The 19,077-nt window shown below is 42.8% G+C and carries 18 protein-coding genes; 5 read left to right on the top strand and 13 right to left on the bottom strand.

The features are described 5' to 3' along the window. Position 1: 1 nt before the first annotated feature. From ABFW99_RS14205 to ABFW99_RS14155, 11 genes are all read right to left on the bottom strand, one after another. Entirely contained in the window at positions 2–412 is a 411-nt protein-coding gene (locus ABFW99_RS14205; RefSeq protein ID WP_349355616.1) for a hypothetical protein, read from the bottom strand. 1 nt (position 413) lies between these two features. Next, positions 414–854, bottom strand: coding sequence for a hypothetical protein (locus ABFW99_RS14200; protein ID WP_440707535.1), 441 nt, complete (start codon positions 852–854; stop codon positions 414–416). 6 nt (positions 855–860) lie between these two features. Further along, positions 861–1,565, bottom strand: coding sequence for an iron-sulfur cluster repair di-iron protein (gene ric / locus ABFW99_RS14195; protein ID WP_349355618.1), 705 nt, complete (start codon positions 1,563–1,565; stop codon positions 861–863). A gap of 39 nt (positions 1,566–1,604) precedes the next feature. Continuing rightward, entirely contained in the window at positions 1,605–2,057 is a 453-nt protein-coding gene (locus ABFW99_RS14190) for an RrF2 family transcriptional regulator (protein WP_349355619.1), read from the bottom strand. Between the two features lie 128 nt (positions 2,058–2,185). Continuing rightward, positions 2,186–3,145 (bottom strand): flagellin, encoded by a 960-nt coding sequence (locus ABFW99_RS14185; protein ID WP_349355620.1) that lies wholly within the window; start codon positions 3,143–3,145, stop codon positions 2,186–2,188. Positions 3,146–3,847: 702 nt separating this feature from the next. Further along, positions 3,848–4,807: a flagellin gene (locus tag ABFW99_RS14180; protein WP_349355621.1), complete on the bottom strand. Its 960-nt coding sequence runs from the start codon at positions 4,805–4,807 to the stop codon at positions 3,848–3,850. A 343-nt stretch (positions 4,808–5,150) separates the two neighbouring features. Then, a complete protein-coding gene (locus tag ABFW99_RS14175; RefSeq protein WP_349355622.1) occupies positions 5,151–5,828 on the bottom strand; it encodes a class I SAM-dependent methyltransferase in 678 nt (225 codons plus the stop codon). Between the two features lie 2 nt (positions 5,829–5,830). Beyond that, a complete protein-coding gene (gene rffA, locus ABFW99_RS14170) occupies positions 5,831–7,099 on the bottom strand; it encodes a dTDP-4-amino-4,6-dideoxygalactose transaminase (protein WP_349355623.1) in 1,269 nt (422 codons plus the stop codon). Next, positions 7,096–7,752: a phosphoribosylglycinamide formyltransferase gene (purN, locus tag ABFW99_RS14165; protein ID WP_349355624.1), complete on the bottom strand. Its 657-nt coding sequence runs from the start codon at positions 7,750–7,752 to the stop codon at positions 7,096–7,098. Before purN ends, rffA begins: the two co-directional genes overlap by 4 nt. Beyond that, positions 7,749–8,918 (bottom strand): ATP-grasp domain-containing protein, encoded by a 1,170-nt coding sequence (locus ABFW99_RS14160; RefSeq protein WP_349355625.1) that lies wholly within the window; start codon positions 8,916–8,918, stop codon positions 7,749–7,751. Before ABFW99_RS14160 ends, purN begins: the two co-directional genes overlap by 4 nt. A gap of 15 nt (positions 8,919–8,933) precedes the next feature. Then, positions 8,934–12,230 carry a TDP-N-acetylfucosamine:lipid II N-acetylfucosaminyltransferase gene (locus ABFW99_RS14155; RefSeq protein ID WP_349355626.1) on the bottom strand — a complete coding sequence of 1,099 codons (3,297 nt, stop codon included), beginning with the start codon at positions 12,228–12,230 and terminating at the stop codon, positions 8,934–8,936. A gap of 390 nt (positions 12,231–12,620) precedes the next feature. Here ABFW99_RS14155 and ABFW99_RS14150 point away from each other — a divergent pair, with 390 nt between their 5' ends. From ABFW99_RS14150 to ABFW99_RS14130, 5 genes are all read left to right on the top strand, one after another. Continuing rightward, entirely contained in the window at positions 12,621–12,908 is a 288-nt protein-coding gene (locus ABFW99_RS14150; RefSeq protein ID WP_349355627.1) for a flagellar export chaperone FliS, read from the top strand. Between the two features lie 29 nt (positions 12,909–12,937). Further along, positions 12,938–14,335: a flagellar filament capping protein FliD gene (fliD, locus tag ABFW99_RS14145; protein ID WP_349355628.1), complete on the top strand. Its 1,398-nt coding sequence runs from the start codon at positions 12,938–12,940 to the stop codon at positions 14,333–14,335. A gap of 31 nt (positions 14,336–14,366) precedes the next feature. After that, complete coding sequence (locus ABFW99_RS14140; protein WP_349355629.1) at positions 14,367–14,723, top strand: hypothetical protein; 357 nt, start codon at positions 14,367–14,369, stop codon at positions 14,721–14,723. A gap of 20 nt (positions 14,724–14,743) precedes the next feature. After that, entirely contained in the window at positions 14,744–15,100 is a 357-nt protein-coding gene (locus tag ABFW99_RS14135) for a hypothetical protein (protein ID WP_349355630.1), read from the top strand. A 133-nt stretch (positions 15,101–15,233) separates the two neighbouring features. Next, positions 15,234–16,652 (top strand): sigma-54-dependent transcriptional regulator, encoded by a 1,419-nt coding sequence (locus ABFW99_RS14130; RefSeq protein WP_349355631.1) that lies wholly within the window; start codon positions 15,234–15,236, stop codon positions 16,650–16,652. A gap of 169 nt (positions 16,653–16,821) precedes the next feature. Here the strand turns inward: ABFW99_RS14130 and ABFW99_RS14125 are convergent, their stop codons facing one another. Further along, positions 16,822–18,144 (bottom strand): tetratricopeptide repeat protein, encoded by a 1,323-nt coding sequence (locus tag ABFW99_RS14125; protein ID WP_349355632.1) that lies wholly within the window; start codon positions 18,142–18,144, stop codon positions 16,822–16,824. A gap of 36 nt (positions 18,145–18,180) precedes the next feature. After that, entirely contained in the window at positions 18,181–19,074 is an 894-nt protein-coding gene (gene flgL / locus ABFW99_RS14120; protein ID WP_349355633.1) for a flagellar hook-associated protein FlgL, read from the bottom strand. Between the last annotated feature and the right edge of the window lie 3 nt (positions 19,075–19,077).

Genomic DNA, 19,077 nt, shown 5'->3' with positions numbered 1-19,077 from the left:
TTCAACTTTTATTATAAGATGTAATCCGTTTCCAATGCAGCATTATGAACAGGATTACAGCACCCAGTTCCAGAGCCCTGGCGATTTGTTGAACAGACTGATGAGTCTGTGATACTTCTGCAAAAACCATTAACCAAATTCCCAGGTTAAATGCTCCAACCATACTGTATGCGAGTAATTGATTATCCCTTGCCTCTCCTTTCAGGTAGCGGGGTAACATCCAGTAAGCAACACCTAGTGTAAACTGAATGACCCAGCCAAAAATCATCAGTTCGATATGAATTGGCAACAACACCCAAATGGTCGGATGGATGAGAAATACTTTGTTGATTAGCAAGAGAGTTCCCAATAACGTCCCGGCTAACAGGTACAGCAGTGAACTCTTAATCAGCAGTCGGGATGGGAGGGTCATATCAGCGGGAGCTTTTCTTTCTTTTGCGCCGTTGCTTTTTCGACAGTACTCGTGGCCAAATTTCAATGACGTAGCAAACAACGGCAACAAATTGAAGCGCCGCTGAGACAAGAAGCCATACTTTCCAGTGGTACCCTTGCGAAAGTAAAATCATTGGCTCACATACAAATCGCAGAACCAACCCCAGGTTTAAAAATACATAGGTAAACCAGGCCCATTTCTGATTCAGAAAACTCTCTTTTTTAATTCTGCCCGGAAACATCCAAAGTGAGATCCCCATAATTATTTGAGTTATCCATCCCACCATTAACATATGCCAGAACATGGGAGTGAGGTTGGGTATACTAACTTCATCAACCTGAAGAAGTACCCCAACCAAAAGTGCTCCCAAAAAGTAAATAAGGCCTGTTTTAAGAAACAGACGGGTTATTAGTGGCATCAATCAGAGCTAATTTAGTCTGTTCTCCAACTCCAAAGCTTTTGGAAAGAGGATGTTATTTTCGAGGTGCACATGTTTGTGTAGATCCTGCTGGAAGCCTTCCAGGTTCTGAAACAGAACCCGATATGAAGCGCAGGCATTTTCCGGCGGATTGAACCCGTTGGTAAGTTCTTCGATCGTAGCCATTAAATCACCGGCTTTATCATGTTCTTCTTCCAATGCTTCAACTATTACCTGTTTTAACTGCCCCTTTTTTTGCTCTGTAACTAATTCCTTGATTTGTGGAAACAGCTCATCTTCTTCTTTCTGAAGATGTCCCATCATCTCATCCTTAAGCAGGCGTACATTTTGGAGGATATCAAGCAGTTCCGGATCTCTCTCGCCATGTACCCTGGCTACTTTTTCAGCATAAAAGTCAATTTCCGGCAGCATTTTCCGCACAAAACTATGGTGGTTGTTTACAATATAATCTACAAGGAAATCCAGCGACCAATCATTGTAATTGTGATTTTCACCGGTATCCAAATTAAGTGCCTTCAGTTCGGTTTCAATTTTATTCATATCCAGACCTTTCTTCGAACAGGCTGTTTCAAGTGAGACTTTTCCGCCACAGCAAAAATCAAGACCATACGATCTGAATACCTGAGCAGCCCTGTAATCTTCGGCAACAATCTGCCCTACTGTTTTTTTTGATAGTGTTTCTGAGTTAACCATATTTAAGAGTATTTTATCTTTTAATTGTTTAAATTTTTTTCACCGCCAGACAAATGAACCATCTGCTGTAATACGAAATTTATTCGCTCTCCCTTCCCGGGCTAAATGTTTTAGATCGGTACGTTCCAGCATGTCTTTTATGGATTCTCTTACATTCAGCCAGCTGTCATGCAATGGACAGGGTGCAGATGATCCGCACCCAGGTAACCCAAGCGCACATTGTGTGAATAGTTCCGGCCCGTCAATAGCAATTACTATATCCAATAGAGTAGCCTTCTTCCCTTTTTCCGATAACCGGATTCCACCATTTGGCCCTTTGTAGGATTCCATCAATGAATCTGCAGTTAGCTGTTGCAATATCTTTGTAAGAAAGTGAAAGGAAATATCCAGATCTTCACTCATCTCGCGTATAGATGTATACTCCTGCTCTGTTCTTGAAGCAAGATATAAGCTAGCTCTCAAACCATAAACGCAAGACTTTGATAACAACATAGAATCTATTTAAGAGTCGTTTGTCTTAAATATAAAGAAAAAAAATAAACCGTCCACTCTGAAATAAAAAAATCCATATCGCCCTTTCAGACGATATGGATTCACTATGTTGTTTGCTGGATTTCGGCTTATCCGAGGAATCCAAGTACAGACTGTGGTCCCATGTTGGCCTGTGCCAGGGATGAAGTTGCTGTCTGCTGTAGAATCTGAAGCTTAACAGATTTACTTTGTTCTTTCGCAAAGTCGGTATCCATGATACGTGACTTGGCAGATTCGTTCGCGCTGATAGACTCAGATAAAGTCTCTTCACGTACAGAAAGAGAAGACTGAGTAATACCAATGTCGTTAACCCGGTTCGACATTTCGTCAATCGCGCTGTCAACGGAGCTCAGGAAGCTACGGAAATCAGAAGCTGTGGCTGTAGTAGCGAAAGTCAATGCACCTTGTCCACTGGTTGTAGCCGCAGTAGCTGAAATCGCAGCACCTGCAGCAGCACCACCACCGGCGGTTGTTGTAGCACCCAGAGAAGCATCTCCTGAAGAAGCAAACAGCTCACCAACGTTTACAGCATCGATGTCTGTTGTAATAGTATCAGAAGCACGCTCTCCCACCTGGAAGGTTAGGGACAATGATCCGGACATGTCGTCGGTAGCACCGTTCAGAAGGTCGAAGTCCTGGAATACAGTTTGGTTAGCGATTTCGTTGATGTCATCGCCTAAGGCTTTGATCTGGTCGCCGATATAGCCACGCTCGGTGTCGCCAAGAGTGTCGTTAGCAGCCTGAGTAGCCAAACCTTTCATCTCAACGAGACTGTCCATGATGGTATCGAAGCTGGACTCAGCAATATCCAATACAGACTTGGCATCGCCTACGTTTTGCAGGGATTGCTCCAGACCGGCAGTTCTGCTTTTCAGTTTAGTTGCAATAGAGTAACCGGCAGCGTTGTCTTCTGCTTTGTTGATTTTAAGACCGGTTGACATACGCATACGGCTGTCGGCCAGGTCACGATTTACACGGTTCAGTGATAACTGTGAGTCTAACGACTGAACGTTCGTATTAACTCTGTTTAAATCTCCAAAACTTGCCATGATATTTCACCTTATTGATTAATTTAAATTTCTTATGAATTGCTTTGGTTACTCAAGTTATCGTTGGCGAAATAGCGTTCTTAAATTTGAGTTTAATTTTTTTTCTGAATTTTTAAATTAATCGCAAAAAGCAGCTTTAAACATCAATAAACACGTTTTTTATTGGGATTTTTTTCAATTTCATTCCCTATTACAACAAATTTTTGCACTAAAAGTCAGGTTTTCGTGCATGATCATGGAGCGTGAACAAGTTTACCGATTGGGTTTTGGGAAGAGTAAAATTCTGCAGGGAGACTATTATACCTCTTCGCACCCCGGCCCTCCCTATTGCTACGCTTATATGGAGGGAGCACCTCATCAAAGAAAATTCCCAGGCCTTATCATCTTTCCACTACAAAGGTACTCGCCAAGGAGTCCTCTTTCCCTTCGGCGGTATTGAAAGACGCTAATTTCTCAGAGGTGTGCCGGAGGGAGAGAGACAGAGTGAGGGTCCTTGAGGTGGCAATATCTTTAACTCAACACCTCCGACTTCTTCTGTCTTCTACTTGCAAAGGAGGGGATTTAGAAAAGGCCGGGGTTTGGACCTGAAATTATTAAATACCTACACTGTACTTTTTAGCTAAATCACCTAAACAAAAAAACCCACCCCGACAATTAAGCCGAAGTGGGTTGGAATCAATAGATTCGTTGGATTACTTCTTATTAACCAAGGAATCCAAGTACAGACTGTGGTCCCATGTTAGCTTGCGCCAGGGATGAAGTTGCTGTCTGCTGCAGAATCTGAAGCTTAACAGATTTACTTTGTTCTTTCGCAAAGTCGGTATCCATGATACGAGACTTAGCAGATTCGTTCGCGCTGATAGACTCAGATAAAGTCTCTTCACGTACAGAAAGAGAAGACTGAGTAATACCAATGTCGCTTACTCGGTTCGACATTTCGTCAATAGCTCCGTCAACCGAGCTCAGGAAACTACGGAAGTCATCAGCAGTTGCTGTAGCAGCGAAAGTCAATGCACCTTGTCCACTGGTTGTAGCCGCAGTAGCTGAAATCGCTCCACCTGCAGCAGCACCACCACCGGCGGTTGTTGTAGCACCCAGAGAAGCATCTCCGGAAGAAGCAAACAGCTCACCAACGTTTACAGCATCAATAGAAGTGCTGATGGTATCAGAAGCACGCTCACCCACCTGGAAAGTCAGGTCTAAAGAACCAGACATGTCGTCGGTAGCACCGTTCAGCAGGTCGAAGTCCTGGAATACAGTTTGGTTAGCGATTTCGTTGATGTCATCGCCTAAGGCTTTGATCTGGTCGCCGATGTAGCCACGCTCGGTGTCGCCAAGAGTGTCGTTAGCAGCCTGAGTAGCCAGACCTTTCATCTCAACGAGACTGTCCATGATGGTATCGAAGCTGGACTCAGCAATATCCAATACAGACTTGGCATCGCCTACGTTCTGAAGCGCTTGCTCCAGACCAGCGGTTCTGCTTTTCAGTTTAGTTGCAATCGAGTAACCGGCAGCGTTGTCTTCTGCTTTGTTGATTTTAAGACCGGTTGACATACGCATACGGCTGTCGGCCAGGTCACGGTTTACACGGTTCAGTGATAACTGTGAGTCTAATGACTGCACATTTGTATTTACTCTGTTTAAATCTCCAAAACTTGCCATGATATTTCACCTTTTGTTTAATTTAAGTTTCTTATGAGTTGCTTTGGTTAGTTCACTTATCGTAGGTGAAAACCTGTTCTTAAATTTTTTCTTGCTTTTTTTATTTAAACAGAAAAAAAGCCCTTTAATGGATTCCCAGTAGCTTTTTTAGAATATATAATTAGATACCTATCTTGTATTTTAGCTATAATGAATGGCCATAAAGAGCGTGACTAGTGCCTGAAATCGGATATGTCAGTCTTTTTTTTTGTAGGCTCTAATTAAAAACATAAAAAAATCCGGCTATCATATATTGACGGCCGGATTTAATTCCAGGCTTTATGCTTGCCACTAAAGACGAATTTTAAGAATCCTGGATTTTCCGAATAGCAAAGCTCTGATTTTCTGTTGGCTCAACCGTTATATATAGTAGTTCCCAATTATTTTTTACGCAAAACTCATGCACGGCTTCAATTACTCCGTACCGATAGGTCGTAATCCAGTTTCCTTTCACATAGTCGTGACCGGCAATAATCCCACCCTCCTTTACTTTTGCGGAGTACTTGTTAAGTTCATCTCGAGTAGTTTCATACGAGTGGTCGGTATCTATATATATCCAGTCGAAATATTCATTGTCAAAGTCATCTACTGCCTCCGTTGAAAGTTTTCGATGAATTTGCACTTTACCTTCGTCAATCTCATCCTGAAAACAGGCTTTCACATCCTGATATTTACCTTCATGAAAACGATCGGTACCCCATATATCTACCAAATGAAATTTTTCGGGTTGAACTACATCCCGGATGCGACGGCTAAAATGCCCCTCATCCACTCCAATTTCTGCTACCACTGAATTCTTTTTCATTTTCTCGAGCAGCATTTCCCGATTCAAAAGCAGTGTACAGTTGGCAACATTTGCTGGGTTTAAAGCAACTTTTGGAATTTGTGCTTCTCTTTGTGCCCTGTTGTTTTGTAGAAATTGAGAAACCTTTTTAATGATTTGTTGGATTTCCTGCTGCTTAAAGTTTTTTGATGTCTCCATACTTAAATCCTGTAATCCTGTATTTGCGTTGTTTTTAATTGATTAACGGAAACCTTGCCCGACCTGATGTTGCAAAAAAGCTTGTCGATTTCCGTTACACCGGCCTTTTTCTTCAAGTTATCTGATGCCTGAACACCTAATTCATTTACTTTCTGAATAACAAAATTCTGTTCATCTGTATTTAACTCGTAATAGAGCGGAAGGCGAACAAGGTTTTCCGAATACAAATCAGAATATGGAAGTTCTCGGCCATCATGTTTGTCTTTAAAATATTCTGAAGAATGCAGGGACTGATAATGAAACACGCTTAGTATGCCTCTCTCCTTTAAATATGAAATAAGCCCATTACGTTGCTGCGCATCCCGGCAAACCACATAATACATATGTCCATTATTGGTGGCGTACTTTGGGATTACGGGCTGGCGGATTCCCAGGTGCCGGCAAGTTTCTTCCAAACCTTTCTGATATCGGTTCCAGATACACAATCTTTTCTGCTGAATCCGAATCAGGTTCATTAACTGGGCATATAAAAAAGCAGCATTCAGTTCTGAGGGTAAAAATGAAGAACCAATATCCACCCAGCCGTACTTATCCACTTCGCCCCGAAAGAACGCCGTACGGTTGGTTCCCTTTTCCCAAATGATTTCGGCACGCTCAGCGAAACGGTCATCATTTACAGTCAGCATTCCTCCTTCCCCGGCCATAATGTTTTTGGTTTCGTGGAATGAGAATGTTCCCAAATGTCCTATGGAGCCAAGCGGACTACTTATTCCGTCCGCATGCTCATAATAACTATTAATAGCCTGGGCAGCATCTTCAACAACAAACAGATTATGCCGGTTAGCGATGTCCATAACTTTATCCATATCACAGGCCACACCGGCATAATGAACAACAACAATGGCTTTCGTTTTTTCGGTGATCAGTTCTTCAATTTTGTCTTCATCCATCCCAGGGTGGTCTTTTCCGGAATCCACAAATCGAATTACAGCCCCGCGAAGCACAAATGCATTGGCTGTTGATACAAAAGTATAGGATGGCATGATGATTTCATCACCGGGCTCCACCTCCAATAATATGGCTGCCATTTCCAGGGCATCGGTACAGGAGGTAGTTAACAGGCATTTTTTAAATCCAAACTGCCGCTCAAAGAACCGATGAGTCTTTTGAGTGTACTTTCCATTCCCGGAGATCTTCCCATAATCTACCGCATCCTGAATGTATTCAAGTTCGTTACCGGTTATAAATGGTTTGTTGAAAGGAATTTTCATGACTGTAATTGCTTAAAAATATCCGCGCATCTATTTGGTTGCAGATTCTTTGCCCCGGGGCTCACGGTTATCGTTTTGTAGTTAAACTGATCGTCAGGTTCATCGCCCCTTCTTAAGATCTCAATTGCACTGAGTAATGTGATAGCTCCGCATTCAAAAGTGGCTTGAACAACATCCGGTTGTAGCCTGCTGTTAAAAATCCCTTGCGAAATGGTATCTCCGTTATCGAGTTTTTCATCTGCAAAATGGGCCGTGCATCCAATAAAACTGTTGTTTCTTAGAAGGGCCTGATGTACTGGTTCCATCCCAATTAACCCTTTATAAGCAGGAAGGTAGGAATAATGAAGATTGATGAGTTTGCCTGAGAAAGATTGAACAACGGTTTCACTCAACACCTTATGAACATTTGTTATCACAAAATCCGGTTCAGCTTGTTCAATCTGTTTCAAAAGGTTCGCATCACTTTCAGGGGTTCTTCTGAAATCTAAAATATCAGAGGGAATACCAACCTCTTGTGCATACTCTAAAGCACCACATTCCCGGTCGGTAAATACTCCGGTTAATTCCACTGTTTCATCATCCTGATAATATCTGTGGATAAACTTCAAGTTTCCGCCACCGCCCGATCCCAAGAACACGATCTTTGTTTTCATGCTACCCGGTACTCCAACACCGATTCGGGATTCAGTTGCAGCCTGCCGGATGGATTCTGATACACTATAATACCGGCTCGTTTGCCTGCACCATCAATAATGGGAGATATCTCATCGCCTTCATTCAAGATGGAAATAGCTTCCTTTACCTTGCTGTAACGCTTTGAATAATTTTTCACCTCTTTAATTGTACCCGCCTTTGGCAATACATAGTACACTCCGGAGTGCATTGGTTCTTGTGTGGGGGAAACCGGATCAGGTGCCTCTCCAAGTGCCACCTGAATAACCGCTTTCAAAAAGTCGTAACCGGTAGACAGTGGAACCATATGCGAGCCTATTAATTCACCCCCCATCCTTCCGGCTATTTCAACGATCCTGATTTCATTGTCTTTGGTTAGAAAAACTTCAGAGTGGCTTGCCCCATTTTCAATACCAAGAGCATCCAATGCCACCATAACCGTCTTTATGATCTTAGCCTTTATTTCACTGCTAATATTTGCCGGTTGGTGATGTGCTATTTCTACAAAGAAAGGAGCTCCGGTAGTTTCTTTGTCCGTAATGGTTATGAACTGGTGTTCTCCCCGGAAGGAAATCATTTCGACGGAAAATTCCCGCCCCTCTATAAACTCCTCCACAATAGCCCTGCCCTGAATTGATTCACTTAATGCCTTATTGATAGCATCATTCACCTTTTCAGGAGACTCAACTTTGGTTACGCCTCTCGAACCGGAACGATCGGTTGGTTTTACTATTACCGGAAAGGTGAATGTTTGGCTCGGCTCAAAATCAGAAGTGGTATAAAGCCGGAAGTTGGGACAGATGACACCCCTTTGCCTAAGTACCTTTCTCATCTCAAACTTATCGGTTGTTACCTTGGTAACACCCGGCGTATTTCCTGTCAGTGAAAGCTTATCAGCTATGTAATTTACGGCGGGCATAGCAATATCGGAGGCTATGCTTGCAATCCCATCTATCTCTATTTCTGTACATACTTCGAGGATTTCTTCCTTATCCAGAATGGAGATCGGGTAGAAATAATCAGCTACATCCAGTACACAATTACCCTCTTTCCATGCAAAAACATGGGTCTCTATCCCCAATTCTGATGCCTTTTGCACCAGGGGTCGCTGCAGGTAACTGGCTCCGATTATTGCAATTTTCTTCATCTCACCTGCATTATTCTATGAAGCGCCGTTCACCTTATTATAAATCAACTCGCTAGACTGAATCATCTGTCCGGCCCTGGCTTCCAGGCTAAATTGCGTATCAATTATCTGCCTGTGCTCCTTGGCATAAGTTTTTGTTGTCGAAATCAGCTCAGATAGCTCATCAACCGATTTCAGGACATTCATGCTGTTGATGTGAAAACCGGCTTCGGATAAAAACTCCCAACTTGGGTTGGTTACCTTTTTCCCTTTCAGAACAATCTCCTCTTTTAAGAAAACACTCTTACCGCAATACAAAGCCATGAGAATGTTACCAACTGCCTGCTGTCGCTCGTGTGCCAGAATCAACATTTCACATCGGTTTATTATCCCGAAATACTCTTCAGGGTTAATAAAATCCTCAAGAAAACGGGTATTATCCTGAAGCCCTAATTCCTCTATTTTGTCCATTAATTCTCTCTTATAAGAAGGCTTGAAACTATAGGCTACGGGTAATAGCAACTCATATTCCTGTATATCTTTTTTCTTACTTAATAATTCGAGAATCTTTTTGTGATTGTTCGAAATATCTCCAGAATTACCTACTACAATCTGAGGTTTTTCCGGATCAGACATATTCAGATCTATGTTGCCATACAAACCCGGGTAAGGGTATCCGAACGGATAATCAGGACGTTTACCATACACTTTATTGCAAAGCTCAATGTCTCCACCAATGGGGGTGAGAATAGCATCAATGTGTTTTGCAATTTGATGGAATGGTTTCTTCTTTTTGATCGGGTTATATAAATCTCCGCCCCAAATTATCCAGCTTATGTGTTTTTTCCTGGCAATCTTTTTAACCAACCAGCTTTGCCAGTCATAAAACAATCCATGGATATATATAGCTGATACTTCCGTACGTAAACATTGGTCAAAAAGCTCTTTGAGGTTTTGAAAAGCATCAAAAAATTGAGCATCTGCATTATTACTTATATCCGGGTCATAATTGAGAATTGCTTGATGTCTTTCAACAAACAATATATGCTTCTGGTTGGACTGTTTATTTACGTATTCCAGCATATCTGATAGTGACTTAGCATACACATGGTTAAAGCTTATGTGTACAAACTTACCTCCATCAGGCGCCTCGCTTTCATCAATTTTCAATGGAGCCAGGTCATTATTCTTTCTCAATCCATTTCTTGAAGAATCCAGTGATTCTACCCATATATGATCCTGCCACTCCCCTTCAGGAAGATCTTTTTCGTACCCTTTCACTCTTTGAATCCACATTTCGCGGAAAGCACTGGCCAGATTGTCGGCAAACCGGGGGGCATCACATACCGGTGAGTACAGTAAGTGTTCCCGAAGTTCAGCTCTCACTTTCGCTAACTCTTCAGGATCTCCGGCTAATGAAACGGCTGTTCGAATGTAATCGTCCCAATTGTCGGTTACCCACTCCGGAAAACCTGCATTGGTGATATGTGAAGTTGAGTGGCGGCCTGCAAATGTAGGTCCGGAATTGGTTACTACAGGCACCCCCATCCATAGGGCTTCGATGGTTGTTAGTCCACCGGAATACGGCCACGGGTCCAGGGCAATATCAACCTTGTTATAATGTTCGAGCAGCTCGTTATGGAGTGAATAACCATCAAACATCACCCTTTCCCTTTCTATACCACAGTCAGCCAGGTGATCTGCCACTCGCCGCCTAACCAGTTCCGTGTCATACTGCTTGCTCTTAAGGTACAGGCGACTGCCGGGAACCTGCTTCAAAATTTCTGCCCACTTTGTAAGCAGTTCCGTATTTATTTTTGTGGGATTATTAAAACACCCAAAGGTGATATACCCGTTTTCCAGAACCGGTGCTTCAGCAACAGGAATATCATAATTAGGCAGAGTATAGCAGACATAATCGTCCGGCATCCGAACTAACTTTTCGGTATAAAAGGTCTCTTCCCCTTCCGGTGATTCTTTGGCATCGGTAAGCAGGTAATCCATGGACTTAAGTCCGGACGTATTAAACAGCCCGCCTACCCATTTAATGGTAATCGGGGCCGGTTCCAGAGCCACCGTCTTTAATCGGTTACCTGAAGAGTGCCCGGATAATTCAACCAAAATATCAATTTCGTCATCCTTAATAATCTGGGCAACAACCTCATCGCTGTACCCCACTACTGAAGTCCACTTAGCACTGGCTTCGCGGATTCGTTTAGTCAAAGAGTCATGATAGGTATCAGTGGTATAGATATAGGTAGCAATTTCATCTTTGGGAAGCTGCTCCAATGCCGAGGTTATCATCCAACCTACCGGATGTTTCTTAAAACCACCGGAGAGAAAGCCAACTCTGAGTTTCTTGTCCTTATTCTTATTTGCTGGAACAGGACGTTCCGGACGTTCTTTTGGCGCGTAATAGGTATCCCAAAGTGAATGTGCCTCGAATATCTCTTCCTTGGTTCGCTTGGGATTGTAGTGAATGCCCATCAGATAGTTAGAAAGAGACTGCTGGGTTTCGGGAGTGTCCTTCAGCGCCCTTAGGTAATTCTTTTCAGCTTCATCGTATTGCCCGGTCTCCACAAGGCAGAGGGCATAATTAACCCTCACATTCCCGTCGTTTGGATAACGTTCCAGTAACTGTTCATTCAACTCGATCGCCTCAGTATACCTGCCCATGGCACGGTATAGTAGCGAAAGTACACTGAGGGCCAGCAGATTCTCGCTGTCAAGTTCCAACACTTTCTGAACGGCCTCCTCAGCCTGCTCATGCTCACCCATAGACTGATAAATCTGAGCTTTCTTTATGCCCGCATCTATCAGTTTAGGCTCCATCTGTAGCGTGATGTCATACAACTCCAGGGCTTTTTTATAATCTCCCTGGTCGGCATAAATCTGGCCGATATTATAAGCAATCAGATAGTTTTTGGGATCCAGTTTGTTGGCAATGGTATAGCACTGAATGGCCTTATTTAGTAGCGCATAATCCCAATAGAGTTTCCCCATAAACATCCAGGCATCAAGCAACTCTTGATTTAGTTGTATTGTAGCCTTTCCATACCGCTCTGCATTCTCAAAATCCTGAAGTTCGTAATAACAGCGGGCCACTAATAAGTAAGTTTGAGCATTTTCTGCATTCACACCTATGGATTTTTCAAAATACCCAATAGCCTTCTCATAGTTTGATTTCTGTATTTGGGCAATTCCAAGAAAATAATAGACCAGCCAGTGCTTCGACTCTCTTCTTAACAATGGATCCAGCAATTTTATAGCCTTATCCGGGTCCGGATATTTTTGATCTAATAACTTTTGGGCTCGCGCTAATTCTACTTTCATGATCGAAAATGGGTTTTCTTGTTTTCAACACACTCTCATTTCCAAAAATGATGCCATCCCCCAATTAGCCCATTCCCACCTCTTTTACGCCAATTTCTGTAAGTGAGCACAGGCCAAATTTTCCGCTTCAGAATTTTTTTCCGCCTGCCTGAGGTCAATTCCGATGATATTCACATAAAAAGCCATTAAAGAAGCTATTTCCACTTTGGCACAGTAGTTGCCAAAATAGTTATGTCCTGACAGTGCTTAACAAAGCCTGGATGGATTGAAAAACATTAAGAACTCCTAATTTAAGTTTTTACGGCGGTTGGCCGATAAAGCACGGGAGTTACTTTCATCAATTTCAAAAATATGCGAGATCCACAACTAGTTTATCAAAAACAATCTGTGATGAATGCTTCGCCACTGAAGCTGGTAGTAAAGATGTATGACCTGGTTATACAGGCTACCTACCGGGAAGATCAGGGAAAAGTAAAAGCCATTCTATCCGAGTTGATACAGGGATTGAATTTTGACTATGAACCGGCCGGACAGCTTTTCGAGCTTTACCGGTATTGCCAGGACCTGGCCCGGAAACAACGCTTCGATGAAATCCGTGAGATTCTGGAGCCTTTAAGAGAAACCTGGGAAGAAGTTGCCAATCAAAAACAACCTTCCCCTTCTGTGGTTCAGCAGTAAAGAAATAGTAACCGTAAAGACTTCTAACTATGGCATCCATTTCCAGCCTTATGAGTCAAACAAGTTCGTACGAATCGTTCGTAACGCAGCTTGTTAATATTGAAAGCCAGAAAATGCTTCGGATGGAAGTACAGGTTCGGGATGAGAAAGAATCCAAATCTGCCGTCGGAACTGTAAGTAAGGCTATTTCTGATTTTGAGAATATTATTAAGGAACTGGAGACCCCAGGTAACCGGTCTTTTGAACCTTTCAAAACCACTTCCAGTGATGACTCGGTTGTACAGGTAAATTCTGCCACCGGTTTAGATAATGAATCGGCTTTCAATATTACGGTAGAAAGGCTTGCCAAAAACGACACCGCCCTTTCCGAGACTATGACCGGAGATGGGTATGAACTCGCATCCCAGGGGGATGGTTCAGTAACCCTTACTATCGGTGATAAGACGGAAACCATAAATATAGTAACCACTAAAGATGACGGCAGCGGTGGCACTATTGATAAAACCAACCGGGAAATTCTTGAATCGTTTGAAACGGAAATCGAAAGTCTATTCGGAGATGAAGCCAGCGCCAGTGTTTTTAACCTGGATGGAACAAACGTACAGTTTTCTTTAAAAAGTCTCGAAACCGGTTACGACAACCGAATCCAATTTAGCGGAGCTACCGGTGTTTTGGCCGGTGTAACCGGTGGTATGACTCACCTCACTCCCCAGGCAGAATTGGATGCCCAGTTTATTATTGATGGAGTAACGTTTAACCGGGCTGAAAATACTGTTGATGATGCCATTGAAGGGCTTTCGTTCACCATGAAAAAAGCCACAGGTGTTGCCGAACAAATGACGGTTGAGCGGGATACCGAAGCAGCTAAATCGAATCTTCAGGATTTTATTAATGCGTATAATGAAATGAATGAGACCATCAGGGAACGTACATTCATTAACCCTGAAACCGGAAATAAAGGCCCGCTGCAAGGAATAAGGTCGGTGCGTAATCTGACTATCAACCTGCGACAAACAGCCATCCTTTCCCTGAGCGGTGTGGCTGAAGGTGAAGTTGCCAGTTTTGCTGACATGGGTATCACATTTGAGAATAGCGGGAAGATGGTGATTGATGATTCCTCAAAGCTCGATGACTTATTGAGCCAAAATCCGGAACAGATAGCCAATTTCTTCACCAACGAAAACTCCCCGGTTGCCATGATGAAGGCGCGGGCAGAATCATACACTGAGGCTGATGGAATTCTTTCCGCCATTGAAAGCGGTTTGGATCAAAAAATTGACCGATTAGATCGCCGTATTGCCAGTGAGCGTAAATACCTGGAAGAATATGAAGCGGAGCAGCGGCGGATATTCAATGAACTGGACTTGATTCTCGAAGAAGGACAGGCTCAGTTTGATGCTGTATATAATTTCATGTCCGGTTATTAAAATTAAGATGAAGAACTGAACAATGACTCCTTTGCATAACATATTGGGACAACTGAACGACAGCAGTGAAGCCATTCTAAGTGAAATTGACTGCAATGAGCCTTCATTTGAAGCTATTAAATCTCAGCTTGGACAGCGTGAAGAGTTGGTTAAAAAGCTGGGCATTCTAAGTGATGCAAACCCAAAGGAGTCACTTTCTGACGAGGAGCGGATCTCACTACGGTTTCTATTCGATACTTTTGTGGAACTAAACGACAGTATCCAAAATAACCTTCAAAACCTACTAAACAGTCATAAGGAAAAATTAGGCACAGCAGTAAACCAGCGTAAGGTGGAGAAAAGCTACCGTGTTTTAAAGAACCCTGACATTTCGTACTTTCAACCTTGATGAATAAGAGGGATAATACTATGGAAATTAACAAGCTAACAAATCAAGCTAACGCACACATAAAGAGCACGGATGCTTCCGAAAGCAGCCAGAATGCTTCTAAAGTTTCCCGTGCAGATAAATCCGCTGAACTCACCGATAAAGTTTCACTGGAAAACTTCAGCGCAAAGAAAAGCGAACAGCTGTTTGCTAAAATAGAGCTGGAAAAGCAAAACCAGTCTTCTTTCGGTAAACTGAAAGAGATGAAAGCCAAGCTTCAGGCTTATGAAGCAGCTAAAAATGAGTCTCCTGATGCGGCTAAGAATACCGAAATCGGAAAAATGCTGAACGATCCCGGGGTATGGTCAAAAATTGCTCAAAATATAGTTGACAAATAGCCCTGACTTATCTTTCTTAATTTTATCTTATTAAATAGTTAGAGAGCATTGATTGCTCTCTTTTTTTGTTTAAGAATCCCGTAACTTATTTCATCAAGTTGGCGCTATTGAAAAATTAATCCGCTAAAAAACTATGAAACACTCCATTCTTGTTGTTGATGATGACGAACTCCTGCTCGGTTTTATGGAGGAGATATTAACAAAAGAAGGATTTGAGGTTCACGCTTTTGAATCTCCCGTTAAAGCCACCCAGCATCTCGAAAAAAACAGTGTTGATTTAGTTATCACTGATGTTAAAATGAATGAGATGACCGGCGATGAAGTATTGGCCACCGTTCAAAAGAACTATTCAAATACCGGTGTTATTATGATCACCGGATTTGGCAACATCAATCATGCTGTGCGGGCCCTACACAAAGGTGCTTTCGACTATATCACCAAGCCCTTTAAGGCCAAAGAAATTATTTACCGGGTGAACCGGTACTTTGATACTGATCCTGAAGAGCGCGACAAAAAGCCAAAATCAGTGGCTCATACTCCCCGGGAAGACAAAAAAGGCGACCTGGTAAGTCCGGTCGACGATTCTGAAGAAGTCGGAAATAAGTTTATAGGCAACCATCCACAGATAAAAAAACTGCTGCGGATCATCCCTCAAATAGCCCGGAATTCAGCTCCCGTTTTAATTCAGGGAGAAAGCGGCACCGGTAAAGAGGTTTTTGCCCATCAAATTCACACTAACAGTAACAGAGCTCAGGGTCCGTACATTAAAATTAATTGTGCAAACCTCCCCTCAGAGCTGGTAGAAAGCACCCTTTTCGGACACCTTGAAGGATCTTTCACAGGAGCCACCTCCGATCGGAAAGGAGCATTTGATGCTGCGGAAGGCGGTACCTTATTGCTGGACGAGATTACCGAGATTGAGCTCAATGTCCAGGCAAAATTATTGCGGGTTTTACAGGAAAATGAATTTTACAGAGTAGGAAGCCAGGAACCTGTGAAAGCTGATGTCCGTATTCTGGCTACCTCAAACCGAAATATAGCAGAAGCCATTGCGGACAAACAATTTCGGGAAGATTTATACTATCGTTTGAATGTATTTCCTGTTGAAATTCCACCACTCAGAGAACGCAGGAGTGATATCCCGGTTTTAGCCAATTACTTTGTAGAACATTATACAGCGAAGTACGGACTGGAGAAAAAAGAACTATCAGAAGAGTTGTTGAACCACCTTACCGAGCAAGAGTGGCGAGGAAACGTAAGAGAGCTGAATAATAAAATTCACCGCGGAATTATCCTTGCTCAAGACAGTGACGAAATTACGATGGAGCATATCGATCATGAAATGTTTTCCAGTGTAGATGACCGTCTGAACAAAGAAGTACTAGCTACCGACCTGCCGTTGATGTCAATTGAAGAAATGGAGCTTCAGCTAATTCAAAAAGCGCTGGAGCATACGCAGGGAAATCAGAAAAAAGCCGCAAAATTACTGGGCATTTCCGACCGCACCATCCGAAACAAGCTGAAACAGCTTGATGATGATGAGGATGAGTAGACTTAGAATAAATCTATTCTATTTTTTTAGTCATTCAGAGCGTAACTATGAATCTTTGCTATGAATTGTTTTCCAGGCATTTCATAGCTAAGGTCCTTCGCTACCCACAGCCCAAACCAACTCCTCCATCCTGCTACTCAGGATGACTTTAATATCGGTAAGTGCCTGCTTAAGCCACTTTAGCTACTAACTTCTGGGCTTGTTCTACACGGTTGGTCTTTACGGATGCTACAATAAGCCTTCGTCGGTATTCATCAATTTGAGGGTTTGAGTTATAGAGTTCCCAATACAACTCGTATACAAACTCATGCCATTCATTCTGCATAAACATGGTCATGTAATCGTTGAGTTCTTCCCGAACTTCATCGTCCAGTGCCCCTGATCCTACTTTATCTTCAAACATTTTGTCGAAGAAAAACACCGACTCCTTATAGTCTCTTAGTTCTATCGATAGCACCAAAAGCTGATGCAGAAAAGCACGATCAACCTCTCCGTTTTTAACGGCGAACAGTTCGTTCAACAGCTTAGAGGCTTCTTCACGCAAACCTGATTTTAAAGCAAGGTCAGCTAAATTAATCAGCGTCTCTTCTTCGGAGATTTTTACATCAAAGTTAGCCAATGAATAAAGCTCAAGTCGCTCGTAATAGCTATTCAGTGACTGATAGGCTTCCTTCCATTTCTTTTGCAACTGAAAGATTTTGAACTGGATCAGATAAGGAAGGCTTTGCAGAGGTTCCGCTTCCAGCGATTTCTTAGTCAATGCCAACGCCTGAGGCCACTTATACTGTTCGGCTAAACAGCTTGCCAATCCATTCACGGCCCCCAAACGATCAAAAGGAAGCAATCGGTTTTTCTTCAGCAACTGCCGGTACTGTGCAGCGGCGTGTACATATTTCCCTTCTTTGAAGTATTGATCGCCCTGTACCAGGTACAACTGCGTAGAATATGACTGAAGCGTTAACTCATCCGAAGGATTTACTTCCTGAACCGGATTCGTTTCCCGTTCAATCATAATAGGCATGGATGCAAGACCGATCTCATTTTCTGTAATGAACCGTGTACAATCCGGCAGGTTTTTTCCGTCAAATACCGGATTTTTACCTTTTTGAACCAAGCGAATCTGATAATGCTGAAAGATTTTCTCATTCTGAGTATGAACAATCAGCGCCGGAGCCCATTGGCTATCGTTCACCTCTGCCTCATTAGGGAAATCATTGAATTGAATGACTTCATCATCCTCAACAAAAAGCGTCCATTCTTTGGAAGATTGCTCCAGCATTTCATTCCAAATATCAGACCGATGCTCCTCGTTCTCAGAAATTCGCCATCCGATTTGATCCCCAAGTTCCGCCGGACGTTCAGCCGGACAAACAACCCTGATGCTGTTGAAAATAGAATCCCACTCAGCAATTTTGTTTGAATTCAGGTATTTGATATCGGTCAGGTACACGACCAAATCAATCCACTCTTTATATTTAGGTTCTTTTTTCATGACTATTGATTCCAATTCTATTTTCACTGTTCAGGCTTAGAGATAATCCAGTAATGTGTTTTTGAACATCGTAGTATGAACCGCCATCGCTGATTCATAGGCTACTTCTATCCGCTGTAAATCGGAAAATGCCTCAGCATAATCTGTATCTACCAGTCGGCTGATATCCGCTTCTTTGGTAATTCGGGTGGCTTCATATTGTTCAAACATAAAGTCCATCCGGTTGATGTTATTCCCCAATCTTGAAGTCACATCCGTTACATGCTCGATGGATTCGTCCACATCAGGCAACAGGTTGTTTAAGGCATCTACGTCGTTATCACGTAATGCCTGCTCAATGTTGCCAATCACTTCAAAAAGATCACCGGCGGGGGTATTTCGTATCTCCGAACCGGTTACGCTGATGTCGATATTCACCCCATCACCGGCCTGTACTTTGGGAGATTTGTTGTTACTTCCGTTTGATACGCCACCCACAGCTGTACCATCCAGTTCGAAGGGTTTATCACCGCTATTGGTGCCCGCAAATAAATAACGGTCGCCATAGCTCAGGTTCAGCGTACTAATCAGGCTGTCCCTGATTCCCGAGATGGAATCGGCCATACTTTCCCGATTGCTCTCTCCCAGCGAGCTGGAGGCTCCCTGCACAACCTTTTCCTTGACTTCAATTAACCTATCGATGGTTTCGTCAAGAGCATCCTGGGCCAAACGGCTTTGCCGTAATCCACTTTCAATATTGCTTTGAAATTGTTCTTCCTTACGGATGTCTTCGGTCAGAATCCGGCTTCGCTGGAATGAAACAGGGTCTTGTGAAGGCACCCTGACCGATTTTCCACTGGAAAGGTCAGACTGGATCTTTGCCATTTCACCGCGATTCTTGTTGATATCGCGCATGAAGTTTCCAAAAATAGTTTTTTGTGTAATTCTCATGAT

This window comes from Gracilimonas sp. BCB1 (assembly GCF_040117685.2).
GTDB lineage: Bacteria > Bacteroidota > Rhodothermia > Balneolales > Balneolaceae > Gracilimonas.
The sequence above is the reverse complement of the archived record's forward strand: the minus strand, read 5'-3'. Positions and strand labels throughout refer to the sequence as shown.

Bases quoted from the DNA above. Each gene is read 5' to 3' on its own strand.
- ABFW99_RS14130 (WP_349355631.1), top strand. From the start codon at position 15,234: ATGAAACACTCCATTCTTGTTGTTGATGATGACGAACTCCTGCTCGGT.
- ABFW99_RS14135 (WP_349355630.1), top strand. From the start codon at position 14,744: ATGGAAATTAACAAGCTAACAAATCAAGCTAACGCACACATAAAGAGC.
- ABFW99_RS14125 (WP_349355632.1), bottom strand. From the start codon at position 18,144: ATGAAAAAAGAACCTAAATATAAAGAGTGGATTGATTTGGTCGTGTAC.
- ABFW99_RS14155 (WP_349355626.1), bottom strand. From the start codon at position 12,230: ATGAAAGTAGAATTAGCGCGAGCCCAAAAGTTATTAGATCAAAAATAT.
- ABFW99_RS14160 (WP_349355625.1), bottom strand. From the start codon at position 8,918: ATGAAGAAAATTGCAATAATCGGAGCCAGTTACCTGCAGCGACCCCTG.
- ABFW99_RS14205 (WP_349355616.1), bottom strand. From the start codon at position 412: ATGACCCTCCCATCCCGACTGCTGATTAAGAGTTCACTGCTGTACCTG.
- flgL (WP_349355633.1), bottom strand. From the start codon at position 19,074: ATGAGAATTACACAAAAAACTATTTTTGGAAACTTCATGCGCGATATC.
- ABFW99_RS14150 (WP_349355627.1), top strand. From the start codon at position 12,621: ATGAATGCTTCGCCACTGAAGCTGGTAGTAAAGATGTATGACCTGGTT.
- fliD (WP_349355628.1), top strand. From the start codon at position 12,938: ATGGCATCCATTTCCAGCCTTATGAGTCAAACAAGTTCGTACGAATCG.
- ABFW99_RS14185 (WP_349355620.1), bottom strand. From the start codon at position 3,145: ATGGCAAGTTTTGGAGATTTAAACAGAGTTAATACGAACGTTCAGTCG.
- ABFW99_RS14175 (WP_349355622.1), bottom strand. From the start codon at position 5,828: ATGGAGACATCAAAAAACTTTAAGCAGCAGGAAATCCAACAAATCATT.
- ABFW99_RS14190 (WP_349355619.1), bottom strand. From the start codon at position 2,057: ATGTTGTTATCAAAGTCTTGCGTTTATGGTTTGAGAGCTAGCTTATAT.
- purN (WP_349355624.1), bottom strand. From the start codon at position 7,752: ATGAAAACAAAGATCGTGTTCTTGGGATCGGGCGGTGGCGGAAACTTG.
- ABFW99_RS14180 (WP_349355621.1), bottom strand. From the start codon at position 4,807: ATGGCAAGTTTTGGAGATTTAAACAGAGTAAATACAAATGTGCAGTCA.
- ric (WP_349355618.1), bottom strand. From the start codon at position 1,565: ATGGTTAACTCAGAAACACTATCAAAAAAAACAGTAGGGCAGATTGTT.
- rffA (WP_349355623.1), bottom strand. From the start codon at position 7,099: ATGAAAATTCCTTTCAACAAACCATTTATAACCGGTAACGAACTTGAA.